This is a genomic window from Acidobacteriota bacterium, from assembly GCA_016715115.1.
Classification (GTDB): Bacteria; Acidobacteriota; Blastocatellia; order Pyrinomonadales; family Pyrinomonadaceae; genus JAFDVJ01.
On the sequence record JADKBM010000016.1, the window covers coordinates 1,154,634 to 1,172,120 of the forward strand.

Genomic DNA, 17,487 nt, shown 5'->3' on the forward strand with positions numbered 1-17,487 from the left:
GCATTCGGAGTAGTGGAAAATCGCAAATCCCAAATTGATAGCGGATATTTGACAGTTGACAGTGCGCAATCGTCGAGACCGGGAATTCTCTGAATTTGGCTCTATTGCTTAATTCGGCTTTGGTTTCTTCGAACGGATGCGGCTCAGGGTTTCCTGTGTGATTCCAAGGTATGAAGCGATGTTTCCGAGAGAAACCCGCTGCAGCAGATCGGGATGCTTCTCGATGATAAAACGATAGCGTTGTTCCGCGGTACGAAATTGAAGTGCGGTGTTCTTTTCCAACTGCTGTTCGAGGATCACGAGCAAAACCAGACGGCTGACGCGTTCGATCTCGGGGAACTTCTTAAACGATTCATCGAGGTCCGAATAGCGCATCGAGTAAATTTCGGAATCCTCCAGTACCTCAATGAAGTAACGGCTCGGCTTGCGTTGAAAAAAACTGTCGAACGCCGTCACGAACGAGTGTTCCGCGGCGAACGAATCGGTTATGTCGCGGCCTTCTTCGTCGTGATAGAACCATCGGACCAGGCCGCGTTCGACAAACCAAAGCCGGTCACAAACTTCGCCCTCGCGGTGAAGCAGATGATGCCTCTGGAAACTGTGCTTGCGGCTCTTTCCCAATAACTCTTCCGCGACGGCGTCGGAAAGGGGGAAAAAGGTCTTGATGTAATCGACGAAATTCATTCGTGCGGTTTCAAATACCCGCCGGTCGCGGCGGCATTATGAGCACTTCATCCATAACATCGGAAAACTCGTAAAAGCCTTGTCGTCCGGCGATCCATTCGGCGGCGAGGATCGCGCCGCGGGCAAAGCCCTCCCGCGAGCGAGCCGTGTGCGTCAATTCGATCGTGTCGGGCGCGGAATCGAAACCGACGGTGTGCGTTCCAGGAATATCGCCGGCGCGAGTCGCGGCGATCGAGAATTCGTCTCCGAACTGTTTCGCAACGATCTCTTTCAACTTAAGCGCGGTGCCGCTCGGCGCGTCCTTTTTCCGCGAATGATGGCGCTCTTCGATGAACACCTCGTACTCATCGAACTTCGAAACCAATTCGGCCGCAAAACCGGTTATCCGAAAGAAGAGATTGACGCCGATGCTGAAGTTGGAACCGTAAACCAACGCTCCGTTTTTCGATTCGACCAAATCACGGATCGTTTCCCGTTCCCCGTTCCACCCGGTCGTCCCTTCGACCAAAGGAATTCCGGCGATCAAACAAGCCTCGACGTTGCGTCGCACCGCCCCGGCGACGGTGAAGTCGATCGCAACTTCCGCCCCGCGAAGCGTGTCAGCCAGCTGAACTGACGATAACCTGGCATCGATATCGTCGACAACAACCAGGATCTCGTGACCTTTCTCTTTAGCCAGCGTCGCGATGAGCTTGCCCATCGCCCCGTATCCGATCAGCGCAATCTTCATATCTGCTATTTTGTCACATCGTTGCGCGAAATAATCAATTGATCTTTCGAGACAGCTGATTAGTCCGATGCGTCACTATCAGCTTTCAATTATCAGCTAAGCACTATTCCGGAATGTTCCGATCATAACGCTTAGCTTGGGATTAACAAATTCAACCGCGGCCGCAGACACCTGCGGATCACGCGAACTTCCGCGTCAAGCAATGGAAATAACTTGTTAAATTGTGTTTAAAACGTTATGATTACACGCCTTCAGGTTCTCTGAATAAGATCACGATTATGAAAAAACCCGCATTGTTTGCGATCTCGTTCGCGCTACTCCTGAGCACCGGTGTTCTCGGCCAAGCGACTCTCATCGGTCGCGGCTCGAACTGGAAATATCTCGATAACGGAACAAATCAGGGGTCGTCGTGGACGGCGCCGGCGTTTGACGATTCGCTTTGGACGAACGGCAACGCGCAGCTTGGCTACGGCGACGGTGACGAGGTTACAACCGTCGGCTACGGACCGGACCCGAACAACAAGTATGTAACAACGTACTTTCGCAAAACATTCAACGTCGCCGATCCGACCGATTATACCGGCTTGACTCTCAACATTCTGCGCGACGATGGCGCAATCGTCTATCTCAACGGAACTGAAGTTTTCCGGACGAATATGCCCGCCGGAAGCGTGACCTATCAGACGCTGGCGCCGCTAGGAATCAGCGGCGCAGAGGAAACGACGGCTTTTCTGCAGGCCAATTTCGGCACGAAACCTCTCACTGCAGGAACAAACACGATCGCCGTCGAGATCCACCAAGCGACGCTCAACAGCAGCGACATTAGTTTCGATCTCGATCTGATCGGGCAAACCGCCGCGAGCATTACCCGCGGACCGTATTTGCAGATGGGGACGAACAGCGCGATGACGGTCCGTTGGCGCACGAACGTCGCAACCGATAGCCGGGTTCAGTTCGGAACGGTTGCGGGAAACCTGACGCAATTTGCGAGCGACGCGACGCTCACAACCGAGCACGAAGTGCGAATTGCGGGTTTGACGGCAAATACGAAGTACTTCTATTCGATCGGATCGACATCTGCCGTTCTGGCCGGCAACGACGCAACGCATTTCTTCTTCACGTCGCCGAACGCCGGCCAAACAAATCCGTATCGTTTCTGGATTCTCGGTGACTCGGGCACTGCCGACGCAAACGCGCAGGCCGTCCGGAACTCGTACCTTGCTTTCAACGGTTCAAATTACACGAATCTGATTCTGATGCTCGGCGACAATGCCTACAGCAACGGCACCGACGCGGAATATCAGTCCGCCGTCTTTGATATGTATCCCACGATCCTCAGGCAAACCCCGCTGTGGTCGACGATCGGCAATCACGATACGTCGCAGGATACAAATCCCCCGTCGGGATTGCCCTATTTCCAGATGTTCACGCTTCCGACTGCGGCCGAGGCCGGCGGAATCGCTTCGGGAACCGAAAAATACTACTCGTTCAACTACGGCAATATTCACTTCATTTGCCTTGATTCAATGACTTCGAGCCGCTCCGTCGGAAGCGCGATGATGACCTGGCTTCAAAGCGATCTCTCGCAAAACACGCAGCCCTGGGTGGTTGCCTTTTGGCACCATCCGCCGTACACGAAAGGTTCGCATAATTCCGACACCGAAATCGAACTGATGGAGATGCGTGCCAACGTTCTGCCGATCCTCGAAAGTTGGGGCGTCGACCTCGTTCTCGCGGGCCACAGTCATTCGTACGAGCGTTCGTATCTGATCGACGGCCACTACGGCGATTCTTCAACGTTCTCTCAATCGATGAAAAGAAATCCCGGCGGCGGGCGCGAGAACTTCGACGGTTCGTACAAGAAATCCGCTTTGAGCAGCAATCTGCCGAATGAAGGCGCGGTCTACGCGGTTGCCGGAAGTTCCGGAAAGATCTCGGGCGGAACGCTCAACCACCCGGCGATGTTCGTCTCGCTAAACAATCTCGGATCGATGATCATTGACGTAAACAACGATCGACTCGACGCGAAATTCCTGCGTGAAAACGGTACGATCGCCGATTATTTCACGATCGTCAAAGGCGGAACCCCGAATCAACCCGACGCGCCCACGGGACTCACGGCGTTCGGCGCATCCGGATCACAGATCAACGTCACTTGGGCCGACGCGTCGAACAACGAAGATGGATTCAAGATCGAACGCTGCAAGGGCGTGACCTGCACGAGTTTCTCGCAGGTAGCGACCGTCGGAGCGGGCGTCACCACATTCGCGAATTCGGGCTTGACTGCAAACACGACGTATCGTTATCGGGTCCGCGCATTCAATGCCGGCGGCGACTCCGCGTTTTCGAGGATCGCGACCGGTAAGACGCTGAAACGTTAGACCGATGAAACTTTCGCTGCTCCTGATTACGATCTTGGCTCTTTCGGTGACCGCTTTGCGCGCGCACGACGGAATACACGAACAGATCATCGCGGTAACCGCCGAGATCAAGAAGTCTCCGCGTGACGCCGCGCTGTATCTTAAACGCGCCGAGCTCTATCGGCTTCATCGCGAGTGGCGCAATTCGGAACGTGATCTGAACACCGCAGCAAGACTCGATCCGACACTCGGGGTCGTCGATCTCAGACGCGGGAAATTGCTCTTCGATATGGGCAAATTCAGAAGGTCGAAGAAATTTCTTGAGCGCTTTAACGGCGCCGAACCCCAAATGTTCGAGGGCGTTCTCGCGCTCGGCCGAACGCTCGCGAAGCTTGGCGACGCGGCGGGCGCGGCACGATGGTTCAAAAAGGCGATCGAAGTCTCACCAAGCGATTCGGCAGAGATCTACGTCGAACGCGCCGAGGTTTTGGCAAGCTCCGGAAGTTTCGTCGAGGCTCTCGACGGATTGGACGAGGGGATCGCCAAACTCGGATCCCTGGTGACATTGGAAACCCCGGCGATCGATCTCGAAGTCAAATTGAATCGATTCGAAAATGCGATAAAGAGAATAGACAGAATCGCAAAAGGGATGGCGAGGAAAGAGCCGTTTTTGTTATTGAAGGGCGAAACGCTGATCAAAGCCGGCCGACATTGCGAAGCGCGGACGGAACTGCTTGAAGCCCGTCGGGGATACGAAAGCCGTTCGACGTTTCAACGGAACGTTCGCGGTGTGCGAAATGAGATCGCCCGCGTCGAGGCCGGTCTGAGAGCCACCGAATCATGCCGCGAGTAGCTTTTTGGCGAGGTCTTCGTAAAGCCTGACGGCCTCGTCGAGATCTTTCTTGAGCACGAACTCATCCTTCGTGTGCGCGTCGAGGATCGAGCCCGGGCCTAGCAGCAAAGGTTTCCCCCATTTTGTCAGATACGGAATGTCGGTCGTGAAACGGACGACCTTCTGCCGAAATCCTTCGACCTTCACCATTCGAACCGGAAGGCTGCAAGACTGAACGTCGATCTCGCCGCGGCCGTCGACGGCGTTTTCGATGATCTCCATCACCGGTTCAAGCGGCGTCACCATCCGGACGTGAAGCGCCGCTTCCGCCGACGGCGCGACGACGTTCGACCCGACGCCGCCGGAAATGATGCCGATGTTAAGGGTCGATTCGCCAAAAAACTCATCGGTCGGAAGAGTGACCCGGCGAATGTCTTCGAGGATGTCGAGAAGCTTGTCGATCGCCGAGTCGCCGATCTCCGGGTATGCCGAGTGCGCCGCCTTACCTTTCGTGCGAAGAACAAGCCGCATACTCCCTTTTGAACCGATGGCGAGATCGTTGTCGGTCGGCTCGCCGTTGATCAGATACTCGCACTTAGCGGCGAGCGGATGATCGTTGGCAGCGCGCGCACCGATCGAGGCGCGTTCTTCTTCGACCGTATAAAGCAGACCGATGTCGGAAATTCCCTGAGCGCGCAGCCTCTCGGCGGCGGTGATCTGCGCCGCGATGATTCCCTTCGCGTCGCACGAACCGCGTCCGTAGATTTTCGCGTCGTCCTCGGTCGGCGGAATGTGCGGCGGAACTGTGTCGAGGTGCGTCGAAAACCAGACACGCGGCGAGTCGTTCAAGCAAGCGATGACGTTGAACTGGTCGTCCGCTGCCGGCTGAAGTTCGACCGTCCAGCCGAGCGCGGTCAGATAATCGCTCAAGAATCCGGCGAGGGCCTTTTCATCACCCGACACCGACGGGATCTTCATCAGTTCGATGGTCAATTGAGAAACGTTCATTTTTGATCTTCTCGGTTTCAGAGAGATTACGAGGTCGTTCAAACGGCCATCGCTGCCGGTTTCGACCGCGATCTCAGACTTCAAGTCGGCCGGAAAACGAATCCGTAATCCGACCGAATAGTTCAACTTTCTCTTCGTCCGACGTGATTCGGTCGAGTTCCGGATACAGGAAATTCGTCTCGCGAATATCGTGATGATCGCACAGTTTCTTGAAGAACGACTCGCGTTCGAGGAGCCAGATCAATCGCGAATCGGGCTCCGGATCGTTGGCGATAATGCCAATTTCATCCTTGAACATCGCGATATGAGCCTTCAGCTTCTCGTGTTCGTCGTAAAACATCTGAACCGCTCCGCCTTTGAGTTGCTCGCCGCGCGTCGCGTAGATCGGCAACAGGTGCGTGTCCTCATCGTTGATATGCGTCACGAGAGCTTTCTCATAAACCTCAAGCAGCCGCAACGCCTCCGGAAATTCGAAGCGCAAAAGCTTGCGCTGGTGCTCGAAGAACATCGCGTCGAGATCGCCGTGTAGGTCGAGGAGTTCGCTGAGTTTTCGCATCGCATCTAAATTCTAATTCAATCGCGGACAAAGAAAAAAGGCCTCCGGCAGTTCGGAGGCCCGGAGCCGATGAGCGGCTGATTAAAGATCGAAATTAAAACTCAAAAATCCGGTTGCTTTGACCGGCTGGCCGTCGCGGACGAACGGCTTGAACTTCCATTTCCGTACCGCATCCTTTGCCGCGCCCTGAAGCATCGTCGGCCCCGACGAATTTTGCACGGCGGCGACCTGGCCATTCTCGTCGATCAGGAGTTCAACACGGACGACGCCGGTCTGGCGCATTGTACGCGCTCCCGGCGGATAGACCGGATTGCTCTTTTGAACCGCATATTCGAGCAGCGAACCGACGTTGATCGTCCCGTCGGCGTTCACCGGCGTTGCCGGAGTTTCTTTCTTTTCTTCAACCCGACGGTCGCGGCGCGGCGCCGGAGTCTCATTCGTCGGCTTCGTTTCTTCCTTTTTCGCGACCGTTTCGGTCGATGGCGTCGGCTCCGTCTTCGGCGTGTCGACCGGTTTCAAAACGACGTTCGTCGGAGCCGTTTTCGGCTCTTCGACGGTCGGGACCGGCAACGTGTTCTTCGGAACATTTGTCGGATTGTTAGTTGCGACCGTCGTCGGCGAAACGGTCGGCTGCTCTTCGTTGGTCGCGTTGAAAACAGTGCTTCGCGAATTCGCCAGCATTTCGCGCGAATCGGCGACCTCGTCCTTCCAGCGCTTCGAATCGAAATCGTCTCGCGCGAGCGTGCCACGGGCGGCGCTCGCCTCTTCAAGCACCGCGAAGGCATTGGCCGTCTGCTTCACGTCTTTGGCGACGGTCCGCGATTGCTCGATGACCTTTTCGAGCGTCTCGCGCATCTTGTCGAGATCGGCGATCGCCGCCGGATCAAGATTTCGGTCAGAAACCGAAAGGCCGAGTGACTTGTAACGATCGGATTGATTGCGGGCGCCTTTGACGACCTGGCCCGCGGCGGCGTAGAAATTTGCCGCAGCGTTCGGCTTGCCGGACTTGATGCCGTTGAAGAGATCGGTGAGAAAATCCTGAGCGCGCTTGTAGTCGCTCTGTTCGAGATAACAGTTCATCAAAAGAACATTGAGTACCCCGTGCACGGTCTGATCGCCCGTTTCACGCCGAATATTCTCAAGTTCGTAGATCGCGGCCGGGTAATTGCGCACCGCGATCAGGGCTTTCGCCCTCGAGATCCTGCCGCGCATCACGTCACCTGACGTCGGCACCTGCGCGAAAATCGTTAAAAAACCAAATACTACTAAAAAAAGCGAAGTGCACAACCTTCTGACATTTAGCGGCATTTTCAGTCCTCCTTGTTTGACTAAATTTCCGTAAAGGTCAAGCGAACAACTAGGAAGGCTCACTTGATAAACCTGCGAATTAACCTATCTATTATGCGTTTTCGACAGCCTCAAAGGCAAATACGTCCAAATTCGCGCCTTTTACTTCCTTAAACTGTCGATGATTTTTTGGTGGATTAAGTTTGCGTCTATTTTTATAGCACTTTCGTTTAGCGTAAGCAAACGTCTTGCTTTCATAACAATCTTTCCATCAATGATAACCGTCTCGACGTCTTCGGCCTTCGTCGCGTAAACGAGGTGAGAATAGACGTTATACATCGGAGTCTGGTTGAGGCTGTCGAACCCGACGATGACGATATCCGCGAGCTTTCCGGTCTCGAGCGAACCGATCATTTCTTCCATATGAAGCGCGCGCGCTCCGCCGATCGTCGCCATCTCGAACACTTCTTTGGCCGACGCGACTTTCGGATCGCCCGAAAACACTTTGTGGAGCTTCGCCGCCGTGTCCATTTCTTCCCACAGACTGAGATCATTGTTCGACGCCGCGCCATCCGTTCCGAGTCCGAGCCGAAGTCCGAGTTTGAGCATCGCCGGGACCGGCGCGACACCGGCGGCGAGTTTCATATTCGACTGCGGGTTGTGTGCGATGCCGACGTCGCGGCGTTTGAGGATCTCAAGTTCCGACTGATTAGCCTGAATGACGTGGGCGGCGATCGTCTTGTTGCTCAGGAATCCGATCTTCTCGACAAACTCGATCGGGCGCAAGCCCTTGTGTTTCTGCTGGATGAACTCCGTTTCGGTGTTTGCCTCGGCAAGATGTATGACGAGCGGGGCGTTCAGACGTTCGCTCAACGCGCTGGTCGCAAGCAGATGTTCCTTGCTTACCGTGTAGGGCGCGTGCGGCGCGACGGCCGGCGTGATCAGTCGATGCCCCTGCCATCTCTTGATGAACGTTTCGGTATATTTGAGCGCATCGTCGAAGGTCTTGTTGTCGGGTGCGGGAAAGTCGATGAGCGTTTCGCCGAGGACTCCGCGGACGCCGGCCTTCACCGTTTCGTCGGCGATCGCGTCCTCGAAGTAATACATATCGCAATAGGTCGTGGTGCCGCCCTTGATGAATTCGGCGAGTCCGAGCCGGGTTCCGGCGCGAACGAACTTTTCATTGACGTTTTTCGCTTCGGCCGGGAAGATGTACTGCGTCAGCCATTCCTGCAGGTCGAGATCGTCGGCGATGCCGCGGAACAGTCCCATCGGAACGTGTGTATGAGTGTTGATCAGGCCCGGGATCACAACCTTGCCGGCGGCGCTTACGACCTGGCGGGCCCGTTTGTTCTTCGCCTCGGCGCGCGTCCCGACGAAAGCGATCTTCCCGTCCCGAACCCCGACGGCCCCGTCCTCAATGATGCGGCGATCCTTATCCATCGTCACGACGGTACCGCCCAAGATCAGCAGGTCATACGAAGTTTGAATTTTCTGGCTAAAGACGGACGGCGGGAAAATCAGCAGGAATGAAATGAACGCGACCAACAATAATTTCAGCTTTTCCATAACTGACTTTACTTCAACTTTAGTCGGAAAAGCAAGAAACTGAGCCGGTTGGGAGTTCTCGGTCCGCCACATTGAGAGACGTGAAAGGGGTTCGGTGCCAATATTTTTTGTGCGGAAGCGCTCGGCAGCGATATTACTCCTTCATACTCAACCGATCCGCTTTGGCTCTTCGTCCGCGACCCGCTCTGTTTAGAATCAACGGCGTCGATTCAAACGAAAAAACCGTCGTTCCCGATCACACCGCGATCAACTACGTCTTCGATGAGACGGCTATTTTGTCGCTTCGTTTGCGTGTCTCTTTTCTTTTCAGACCAATCCGGATTTCTTGAGCGTCGCAACGGGCAAATAAAGGTGTTTCTCGTCATCTATCAAAGCCGTAAAACCGTATCTCAGATAGAATTTCTTTGCATTTTCGTTTAATGCAAAAAGTTCGACCGCGTAAATTCCGAGTTCATCGGCAATGGTCGCAATTCGCGCCAAAGCATCAATCAAGAGTAATTCGCCGAGTCCCTGACCGCGCATTGTTAGATCCGTTGCCAGTCTGCCGAGATGGGCGGTCGGAATCGGATAACGTGGAGCGTTTTCCGGCAAGGCGTCAAACGCGACGCTTCCGGAACTGATCGTGTAATAACCTAAAACCTTTGTTTGGGCCGGCAAAACGGCGACAAAGTTGCGCCCAAAACCTTTCGCGCTGTTTTGCCGGGCAAATCGCTTCAAAAATACGTTCAGACTCTCTTCGCCGCAGTCAAAATCTTCGCGCTTGTGATTTTTGTCAAGCAATTCGATCAAGAATTCGAATTTCATTTTTTGACACGTCGGCGATATTCTTTGACCGCTCGTTTCAAGGCTTGATTGGGATCGGGCGGATTTTCCAACATTTCCAAGAAAATATCGCGGTCTTGGGCGGAAAGCGTCCGCGTGTGATGCTTTTCCAAAACGTGGTCGGCCGACGTTACCAAAACATTGATCGCAAAATCGGTTACGGTCAAACCCGAAATGGTCGCGGCTTTTTCGATGCGCTCTTTTAATTCATTCGGCAAACGAAAGTTCAAACGCGCCGTTTGAGAAATTGTGTCTTGTGCAGTCGGCATAATTTTCACCTCGCAAATATCTTAACATACGCGTATGGCAATTTGCCACGTTATGTAATTTCAAAAAAGCCTTTCTTTGCGTTACGTTTAACTTTGAATCAACTTATCTTATTGCTCAGGCAAACGAGGTAGAATCTTGGGAAACATGAATCCAATAATTTTGTAAAACCTTCATGCTCAAAGTGCCGTTTGGAAGCAGCTCGGTCTCGTTTGATCGCGAATTCGCAATCGGGCCCGGGAGCCTGATTCCAAGGACGAAGTCAGTCGGAGCCCCGCACGTATCGTGCGCGAGTCCCGATATCGTCTCACGGTCACGGCAAGAAGGCGGCGGGCAGCGGTTGGTCGCCGGCCGAGCCGAAGCCGCGGATCAGCGTGCCCGCAGTCGATTGATTGACGAACCAGGTTCCATCGCGAAAGATCGCGGCATCGAACTTGCCATCGCCGTCGAAATCGCCGGGAGCCGCGACATCGGTCGCGATCCCGAACGGAAACGAGTAGAAGCTGAAGTCCTCCGAACGCAGAACATACCACGTTCCGTTCGACGGACGGAAGATCGCAACATCGGCCCTGCCGTCGCCGGTGTAATCGCCCGGAACCGGTTTGTCGCCGACGTTGCCGAATTGAAAGGCGATCGCGGTGTCGGTCGCCGAATCGATTCGCCACCATTGACCGAGATCGGGTTTCCAGATCGAAATGTCGGCCTTGCCGTCCCCGTCAAAATCGGCAACGGCCGGTTTGTCCACGGGCGACCCGAAATTCCGGATCGTGACGCCGTTGTCGCCCGAACGCGAGATGAACCAAGTGCCTGTTGATGCGCGATAAACGGCCGCGTCGGCCTTTCCGTCGCCGTCATAATCGGCCGCCGCCGGAACATCTCCGTCCGCGCCGAAGTTAATCGAGTAATAAGAAAAGTCGCTCGACCTGAGAACGAACCACTGGCCCGAGGAAGGCCGAAACACTGCGATGTCAACCTTGCCGTCGCCGGTAAAGTCCGCCGGGGCGATCGTGTCCGTTGCAAGCCCGAACGGCCCTGCGGAAACGGTTTGATCCGCGCTCTTCAGCCACCAAAACTGGCGCTCTGCTCCAACCGCGCGCGAGATCGAAAGATCGGTCTTGCCGTCGCCGTCGAAATCGACAAAACGCGCCTGGGGTCGCGACAACGCGTTGGCGAAGAGTATCTGATCGCCATCCGGATTATGATCGTTGTTCGCCTGATTGCCGGCTGCATAAAAGCCGATCGGTCCGACGTTGGTCAACGGAGCGGTCCAATTGAAGGACCACGTCGCGCCGCCCGTTTGGTTCGCAAAACTTCCGACGTTGGTGTGATTGATATAGCTGCGTCCGCTATCAGTGCCGTTCTGGGTCTGGTTGTTGGTGTTCGCGAACGTTCCGGCTCCGGTCTCGGCGGCGTTGAGCGACGTCATCTGAAACCCCCAACGCTTGCGCGTCGTGTCGGCATTGGTGTGCGTCACCGTGACTTGATATGTGCGACCCGGGAAATAGACGGGCGGCACGCCAAGCGTGAACTGTCCTAAGCCATCGTTGTCGAAATGGCACGCCCGGCAATCGTTCTCGCCCGGAGCGCCAGAAAAACCGTTCGGCGGGCCGGCACCCATTGCTCCGACAGGCGGCGCAATGTTCGTTTCAGCAAGCGAAACGATCAGTGCAAGAAAGAAAAACACGGCGACGATTGCGGCTTTAACGCGATTTGGCGACATCATAGGAAGTCTATTTTGACACGTACAACCGGCCAATACCAGATTTGAATTCGGTGCGCTTTTTTTGGCAATTTGCCGTGCCACGGCGAGAAGAGCTGCAAACGGGATTCACTTCAAAAATTTCGTGTCGAACGCGCGCGGGAGCAACTCGCTCATCAGGACGGTTTCGGTCTTGCCCTGCAGATTTGAAAAAGTCACCGGAATATCGCCGCAAAACTCCCAAATGATCTGGCGGCAAACGCCGCACGGGGGCGTAAGCTCCTCGGTATCGGCGACAACGGCGATGTGCGTGAAATGCGTCGCGCCTTCGGAAACTGCTTTCCAGATCGCGACGCGTTCGGCGCAGACCGTCAGGCCGTAACTTGCCGATTCGACGTTGCAGCCGGTGAAGATCGTGCCGTCGCCGGCGACGACCGCGGCTCCGACCTTGAAATTCGAGAATGGCGCGTACGCCCTTTCGCGCACGTCGAGAGCGCGTTTGATCAATTCTTCCTTTTCCAAAATTATGCCGCTCCTCGCTCTTTCAAAAGTTTTTCCCGCACCAGCCCGCATAGGAACTGAGTGCTGATCTCCGGGTTTCCGCCTTCCGGAATAATAATGTCGGCGTGACGCTTGCTCGGTTCGACGAACTCGTAATGCATCGGCCGGATCGTATGCTCGTACTGCCAGAGCGTGCGTTCGAACGATCGTCCGCGTTCCTGGACGTCGCGGCGAAGGCGGCGAATCAGCCGGATGTCGTCCGGCGTGTCGACAAACACGCGAACGTCGAGCAGGTCGAGAATCGCCGGTTCCGCAAAGATCAGGATTCCCTCGACGATGACCACCGGTTTCGGATCGATGGGTTCGCTTTCTTCCTTGCGCGTGTGCGAGACGAAATCATAGATCGGCATATCGATCGACTGTCCGTTGCGCAGGCGTTTCAGATGATTGACGAGAAGATCGCTGTCGATCGAATCCGGATGATCGAAATTGGCGTGATGACGCTCATCGAGCGGCATATCGGACAGGTTGCGATAGTAGGAATCCTGTTCGACGAGAACGACGTTTTCCGCGCCGACGCTTTCAACAATGCGTCGCGCGATCGTCGTTTTTCCCGAACCTGTTCCGCCGCAAATTCCGATTATCATGAATCTTGTTTGGAGTTCCGCCTTCAGGCGGAATCGCACTTCAAGGACTTAAGATTATCATTGGGCCGCCTGAAGGCGGAACTCCAAGCATCAGTTCATCTTTGCGATCACGCGCCGCAAGAGTTCTTTGAAGATCGACGCTACCCGGGCTCCGGTTTCCATTACCTCTTCGTGCTTGATCGGCATACCCGAAAGTCCGGCGCCGAGGTTTGTAACGCACGAAATGCCGAGGACGCGCATTCCGAAATGACGCGCGGCAATGGCCTCGGGAACCGTTGACATCCCGACGACGTCCGCGCCGAGAATTCGAAAGACGCGGATTTCGGCCGGCGTTTCATAGGTCGGGCCGGAAAGCGCACAGTAAACGCCTCTGTACAGAAATTGCGGCACCTTGCGTTCGCGCGCCATACGCAGCGCTTCCTCATAGACCAGTTCCTGAAACGCGCGGTCGTAAACCATCGTCATATCGGGAAATCTCGGCCCGAATCGTTCGTCGTTCGGACCGCGAAGAGCATTGACGCCCATCATATTGATATGGTCGCGGATGAGGATCAGGCTTCCCGGCTTAAAACTCGTCCGCAAACTGCCGGCGGCGTTGGTGAGGATCACATTCTTGACGCCGAGAACTCCGAAAACCCGCATCGGAAATATCACCTGCGGCATTTCGTAGCCTTCGTAATAGTGAAAACGCCCCTGTTGAACGGCGACCGTGACGCCACCGATCTCGCCGAGCACGAGTTGGCCGGCGTGGCCTTCTACGGTCGAGCGCGCGAAATGCGGAATCTCCTCGTAAGGAATGCGAACGGCATTCTCGAGTTCATCGGCGAATGCCCCGAGCCCGCTGCCGAGAACGATCACCGTTTCAATGTCTTTGTCGAATTTCGACCGAATGAATCCGGCCGCTTCAACCGCGTTTTCGTAGGTCATAAGTAGCAAATGGACTCTCAGATTAACACAAAGCGGAAAAGGGGGGAAGAGAGTGCACAGTTCCTAGTGCATAGTGCCGAGTGCTTAGTGCAGAGTGTTACGACCGAGCACTATGCACAAAGCACTAAGCACTAAGCACTCTGCACTCTGCACTGTGCACTCTGCACTATGCACTATGCAGCACTCTGCACTCTGCACTCTGCACTCTGCACTATGCACTATGCAGCACTCTGCACTCTGCACTAAGCACTCTGCACTCTGCACTCTGCACTCTTTCTTCACTTCTCCTTGTTGTACGGAATTCCGAGCGCTTTCGGAGCGCGTGACAGACCGATGAAACCTGCAAGCACGATGATCGTCAGCACGTACGGAATGATCTGGATGAACTGAACCGGAATGTCTTCGCCCGACGGCATCTTGATCACGCCCTGCAGCAGAACCGAGAGCGCTTCCGTGAATCCGAAAAAGAGACACGCGAAAAGGACCGGAACCGGTTTCCATTTGGCGAGGATCAGCGCCGCGAGCGCGATGAAACCGCGGCCGGCGCTCATTCCGCGGGTGAACAGCGAACTCTGGCCGATCGAAAGATAAGCGCCGCCCGCCGCGGCAAGGACCCCCGACAGAACGACCGCGAGATAACGCAGCCGGATGACGTTGACGCCGGCCGCGTCCGCCGCCGCCGGATTCTCGCCCGTCGCGCGCAGACGCAGTCCGAATGGCGTTTTGTAGAGCACGTACCAGCAAAGCGGAACGAGCAGAAACGCAAGGATCGACGCGTACGAGACGGCGTTGAACAGTTCCGGGATTTTGTAGCCGATGTCGATCTGCGGAGTCGACCCGGCCGAATCGTATATCGCGCCGCTGATGACTGGCGGGAGTCCGAGCATCATCATCCAAATGGCGGTTCCCGAAACGACCTGGTCGGCCTCGAACTTGATCACCGAGATCGCGTAGACCAAAGCCAAAACTGCGCCGGCCGCCATTCCGCACAGGAATCCGAGGTATGGATTCTTTAACTCGTACGTCGCGACGGCGGCGGTAAAAGCGCCGGCGAGCATCAAGCCTTCGAGAGCGATGTTGATCACGCCCGAGCGCTCGGAGAACATACCGCCGAGAGCGGCGAAGATCAGCGGCGTCGCGTTGCGGATGGTCGCAAAAATCAGGATCGTTATGAATGCGGCGGAAAATAGTTCGCTCATCTTATTTCCTTGAAAACTTCTGCATCGAGGCCACGAAAATGATCACGATCGCCTGCAAGACCTCGACCAGATCCTTGGAAACGTGTTCGGTGAACGCATCGACGAAAATGTCGCCGCGCTTCAAAACGGCGAAAAAGATCGCGGCGAGAAAGACTCCCAGCGGGTGATTGCGGCCGAGCAGCGCGACGGCGATCCCGAGAAAACCCCAGCCATCGGAGAATCCGTCGTAATAGCGGTATCGATAGCCGAGAACCTCTCCGATCGCGACCATTCCGGCAAGCCCGCCCGAGATCGTCATCGCGACGATGATCTGCTTTTTCGGCGAGATCCCGCCGTACTCCGCGGCCGAAGGGTTCTCGCCGGTCGCGCGCAGTTCGTAGCCCCATTTCGTTTTCCACAAAAAGATGTAAACGAGCACGCACATCAGGATGGCGATCAGAAACGCGACGCTCAGCGGGACGAAGTCCGGCATTCCGGGGATGAACTGGCTGATCCGCGGGATGTGCGCCGCGGCGCCGATCGGCACGGTTTGAAGGATCGGGTCGCCGGCCTGTTTGAAATGATACTGCGTGAAATAGCTGACGAGCGCGATCGCGATGAAATTGAGCATGATCGTATTGATCACCTCGTGCGAGCCGAATCGCGCCTTGAGGTAGCCGGGAATCGCGCCCCAGACGCCGCCGGCGACGATCGCCGCGACGATGCACATCGGAATCAGGAGAAACGCCGGCAGCGAGACCCACGAATAGTCGACGTCCTTGCCGAAAACGTTGACCACGGTTCCGCCGAATTTGATGCCGACCCACGCGGTAACAAAAGCCGCGACGTAAAGCTGGCCTTCGGCGCCGATGTTCAGAAGCCCGCAACGGAACGCGACCGCGACGGCGAGACCCGTAAAGATCAGCGGCGTGGCGATGAACAAGGTGTAACCGAGGTCGCGAAGCGAGCCGAACGAGTTGCCGACGAGCAGCGCGAACGTATGGATCGGATCGTCGGCGATGAGCAGGACGATGATGCCGCCGACGATGAACGCGGCGAGCACCGCGATCAGCGGCGATAGAATTTCACGAAGAATTTTCATTTGTTGAAGTCTTCTTTGACCGATTTACGGATCTGAGACTCGATCTCCTCGGCGACCGCAACTTCGAGTCGATCCGACGAGCAGAAACCGGTCGCGCTGATCTCGAAGTTACCCGCGAACTCGGCCAAATACCTGCCGGTTTCACGTTGTCCTTCGACCGTGACCTTGAAAGGACTTTTGCCGCTTTTGACAAGCGGCATCCAAGTCATTCCGCTGACTTCGAATTCCTGGACGGCGATCTTCGGCGAAAATCCGCGCAATGCCGGATCCGATTCGATCCCACGCTTGATCCGCTCCGCAAGTCCGTCGCGACCGCCGGCATTTTCACCTGATCCGAGTCCGACGTTCCAAAGCGATCCGTCCTTACGCGCCTCGCCGTTTGCCGATTTTTTGTTCGATGTCGCGGTGCCGTCGTTCAAGAGATTCGTAGTCTCCCTTTTCATATTGGCGGTTCCTGAGATTCGATAACTGCCGAGATCGAACCGAAACGCTCCAATGCCTCTCAACAAAAGCAGTGCGATCACGATCGCCGCGCCGATCAAAAGCAACTGCCGAATTTTTACGCTCCGAGGTTGGGATTCCTCAAAATCGCCCTCGTGAGTAAAGCTTTCCATAGAGTTTGCCCCCGAAATGAGTTCGAAAATATTGATAGCTGAATATAACCGAGAACCGCTTCGGGTGTCACCTTGAAACGTTTGGATTCACCTATTTTGCCAGCCGGATTTTCCTCTTTTGAATACTTGACAATGATACACTCAGATTTTATTATGCTTTTAGACTAAGTAACCTTTATGGTCTTAGCTAAATTAAGTTGGAGGAAATGATTATGAGTATTATGAAATATGATCCTTTTCGCGAACTTAGAAGTTTGCAGGATGAAATGAACCGCCTTTTCTTGACCAATTACGCGCGAACCGATGACCGCGAGATCACGCGCGGCGCCTGGACACCGAGCGTTGATATCTTTGAAAACAAAGATCAGCTCGTCATCGAGGCCGAACTTCCGGGAATGAAACCGGAAGATGTCAACGTTTCGATCGAAAACAACGTGCTTACCCTGCACGGTGAGCGTAAACTGGAACAAAAGACCGAGGGTGACAACTTCCACCGCGTCGAACGCTCCTATGGAAGCTTTACCCGCTCGTTCACGTTGCCGCCGACCGTTTCGAGCGAAAACGCGAACGCCGAATTCGAAAACGGCGTACTGCGTTTGACGCTCGCCAAGCGCGAAGAAGCGAAACCGCGGCGGATCGAGATCAAGGTCGGCGGTGAACCGGCAAAGAAGATCGAAGCTAAGGCTTAGTGATTGCGGATTCAA

The 17,487-nt window shown here is 55.3% G+C and carries 18 protein-coding genes; 3 read left to right on the top strand and 15 right to left on the bottom strand.

The window, feature by feature from the left end; all coding sequences use genetic code 11:
- Nucleotides 1-108: 108 nt before the first annotated feature.
- Together IPN69_23000 and IPN69_23005 are read right to left on the bottom strand one after the other, a co-directional pair.
- The gene (locus tag IPN69_23000; GenBank protein MBK8813577.1) at nucleotides 109-684 is read right to left on the bottom strand and encodes a Crp/Fnr family transcriptional regulator; all 576 of its coding nucleotides are present in this window, start codon (nucleotides 682-684) and stop codon (nucleotides 109-111) included.
- Between the two features lie 10 nt (nucleotides 685-694).
- Entirely contained in the window at nucleotides 695-1,414 is a 720-nt protein-coding gene (locus IPN69_23005; protein ID MBK8813578.1) for a 4-hydroxy-tetrahydrodipicolinate reductase, read from the bottom strand.
- Nucleotides 1,415-1,692: 278 nt separating this feature from the next.
- On the opposite strand from IPN69_23005, the gene IPN69_23010 reads away from it, so the two are divergent.
- Nucleotides 1,693-3,795 carry a metallophosphoesterase gene (locus IPN69_23010; protein ID MBK8813579.1) on the top strand — a complete coding sequence of 701 codons (2,103 nt, stop codon included), beginning with the start codon at nucleotides 1,693-1,695 and terminating at the stop codon, nucleotides 3,793-3,795.
- Nucleotides 3,796-3,799: 4 nt separating this feature from the next.
- Entirely contained in the window at nucleotides 3,800-4,627 is an 828-nt protein-coding gene (locus IPN69_23015; protein MBK8813580.1) for a tetratricopeptide repeat protein, read from the top strand.
- On the opposite strand, the gene IPN69_23020 is transcribed toward IPN69_23015, so the two are convergent.
- From IPN69_23020 to IPN69_23080, 13 genes are all read right to left on the bottom strand, one after another.
- Complete coding sequence (locus IPN69_23020) at nucleotides 4,613-5,614, bottom strand: M20/M25/M40 family metallo-hydrolase (protein ID MBK8813581.1); 1,002 nt, start codon at nucleotides 5,612-5,614, stop codon at nucleotides 4,613-4,615. The two genes, IPN69_23015 and IPN69_23020, sit on opposite strands and share 15 nt — an antisense overlap.
- Before the next feature lie 73 nt (nucleotides 5,615-5,687).
- The gene (locus IPN69_23025) at nucleotides 5,688-6,170 is read right to left on the bottom strand and encodes a hypothetical protein (GenBank protein ID MBK8813582.1); all 483 of its coding nucleotides are present in this window, start codon (nucleotides 6,168-6,170) and stop codon (nucleotides 5,688-5,690) included.
- An 81-nt stretch (nucleotides 6,171-6,251) separates the two neighbouring features.
- Entirely contained in the window at nucleotides 6,252-7,382 is a 1,131-nt protein-coding gene (locus IPN69_23030) for an energy transducer TonB (protein ID MBK8813583.1), read from the bottom strand.
- Nucleotides 7,383-7,619: 237 nt separating this feature from the next.
- Nucleotides 7,620-9,026: an amidohydrolase gene (locus IPN69_23035; protein MBK8813584.1), complete on the bottom strand. Its 1,407-nt coding sequence runs from the start codon at nucleotides 9,024-9,026 to the stop codon at nucleotides 7,620-7,622.
- 306 nt (nucleotides 9,027-9,332) lie between these two features.
- On the bottom strand, nucleotides 9,333-9,830 hold the full coding sequence (locus IPN69_23040) for a GNAT family N-acetyltransferase (GenBank protein ID MBK8813585.1): 498 nt from the start codon (nucleotides 9,828-9,830) through the stop codon (nucleotides 9,333-9,335).
- Nucleotides 9,827-10,117, bottom strand: a complete 291-nt coding sequence (locus tag IPN69_23045) for a DUF1778 domain-containing protein (GenBank protein MBK8813586.1) — start codon at nucleotides 10,115-10,117, stop codon at nucleotides 9,827-9,829. Before IPN69_23045 ends, IPN69_23040 begins: the two co-directional genes overlap by 4 nt.
- Nucleotides 10,118-10,428: 311 nt before the next feature.
- Nucleotides 10,429-11,838 carry a VCBS repeat-containing protein gene (locus tag IPN69_23050; protein ID MBK8813587.1) on the bottom strand — a complete coding sequence of 470 codons (1,410 nt, stop codon included), beginning with the start codon at nucleotides 11,836-11,838 and terminating at the stop codon, nucleotides 10,429-10,431.
- A 105-nt stretch (nucleotides 11,839-11,943) separates the two neighbouring features.
- Complete coding sequence (locus IPN69_23055; protein MBK8813588.1) at nucleotides 11,944-12,387, bottom strand: cytidine deaminase; 444 nt, start codon at nucleotides 12,385-12,387, stop codon at nucleotides 11,944-11,946.
- Nucleotides 12,339-12,962, bottom strand: coding sequence for a uridine kinase (gene udk, locus IPN69_23060; GenBank protein ID MBK8813589.1), 624 nt, complete (start codon nucleotides 12,960-12,962; stop codon nucleotides 12,339-12,341). Before udk ends, IPN69_23055 begins: the two co-directional genes overlap by 49 nt.
- Nucleotides 12,963-13,052: 90 nt before the next feature.
- Nucleotides 13,053-13,889: a purine-nucleoside phosphorylase gene (locus IPN69_23065; GenBank protein MBK8813590.1), complete on the bottom strand. Its 837-nt coding sequence runs from the start codon at nucleotides 13,887-13,889 to the stop codon at nucleotides 13,053-13,055.
- 278 nt (nucleotides 13,890-14,167) lie between these two features.
- Nucleotides 14,168-15,088 (bottom strand): ABC transporter permease, encoded by a 921-nt coding sequence (locus IPN69_23070; GenBank protein ID MBK8813591.1) that lies wholly within the window; start codon nucleotides 15,086-15,088, stop codon nucleotides 14,168-14,170.
- Nucleotide 15,089: 1 nt separating this feature from the next.
- On the bottom strand, nucleotides 15,090-16,169 hold the full coding sequence (locus IPN69_23075; protein MBK8813592.1) for an ABC transporter permease: 1,080 nt from the start codon (nucleotides 16,167-16,169) through the stop codon (nucleotides 15,090-15,092).
- A complete protein-coding gene (locus tag IPN69_23080; GenBank protein ID MBK8813593.1) occupies nucleotides 16,166-16,783 on the bottom strand; it encodes a hypothetical protein in 618 nt (205 codons plus the stop codon). The genes IPN69_23075 and IPN69_23080 overlap by 4 nt, the downstream gene beginning before the upstream one ends.
- Nucleotides 16,784-16,992: 209 nt before the next feature.
- On the opposite strand from IPN69_23080, the gene IPN69_23085 reads away from it, so the two are divergent.
- Nucleotides 16,993-17,472: an Hsp20/alpha crystallin family protein gene (locus tag IPN69_23085; GenBank protein ID MBK8813594.1), complete on the top strand. Its 480-nt coding sequence runs from the start codon at nucleotides 16,993-16,995 to the stop codon at nucleotides 17,470-17,472.
- Nucleotides 17,473-17,487 lie beyond the last annotated feature (15 nt).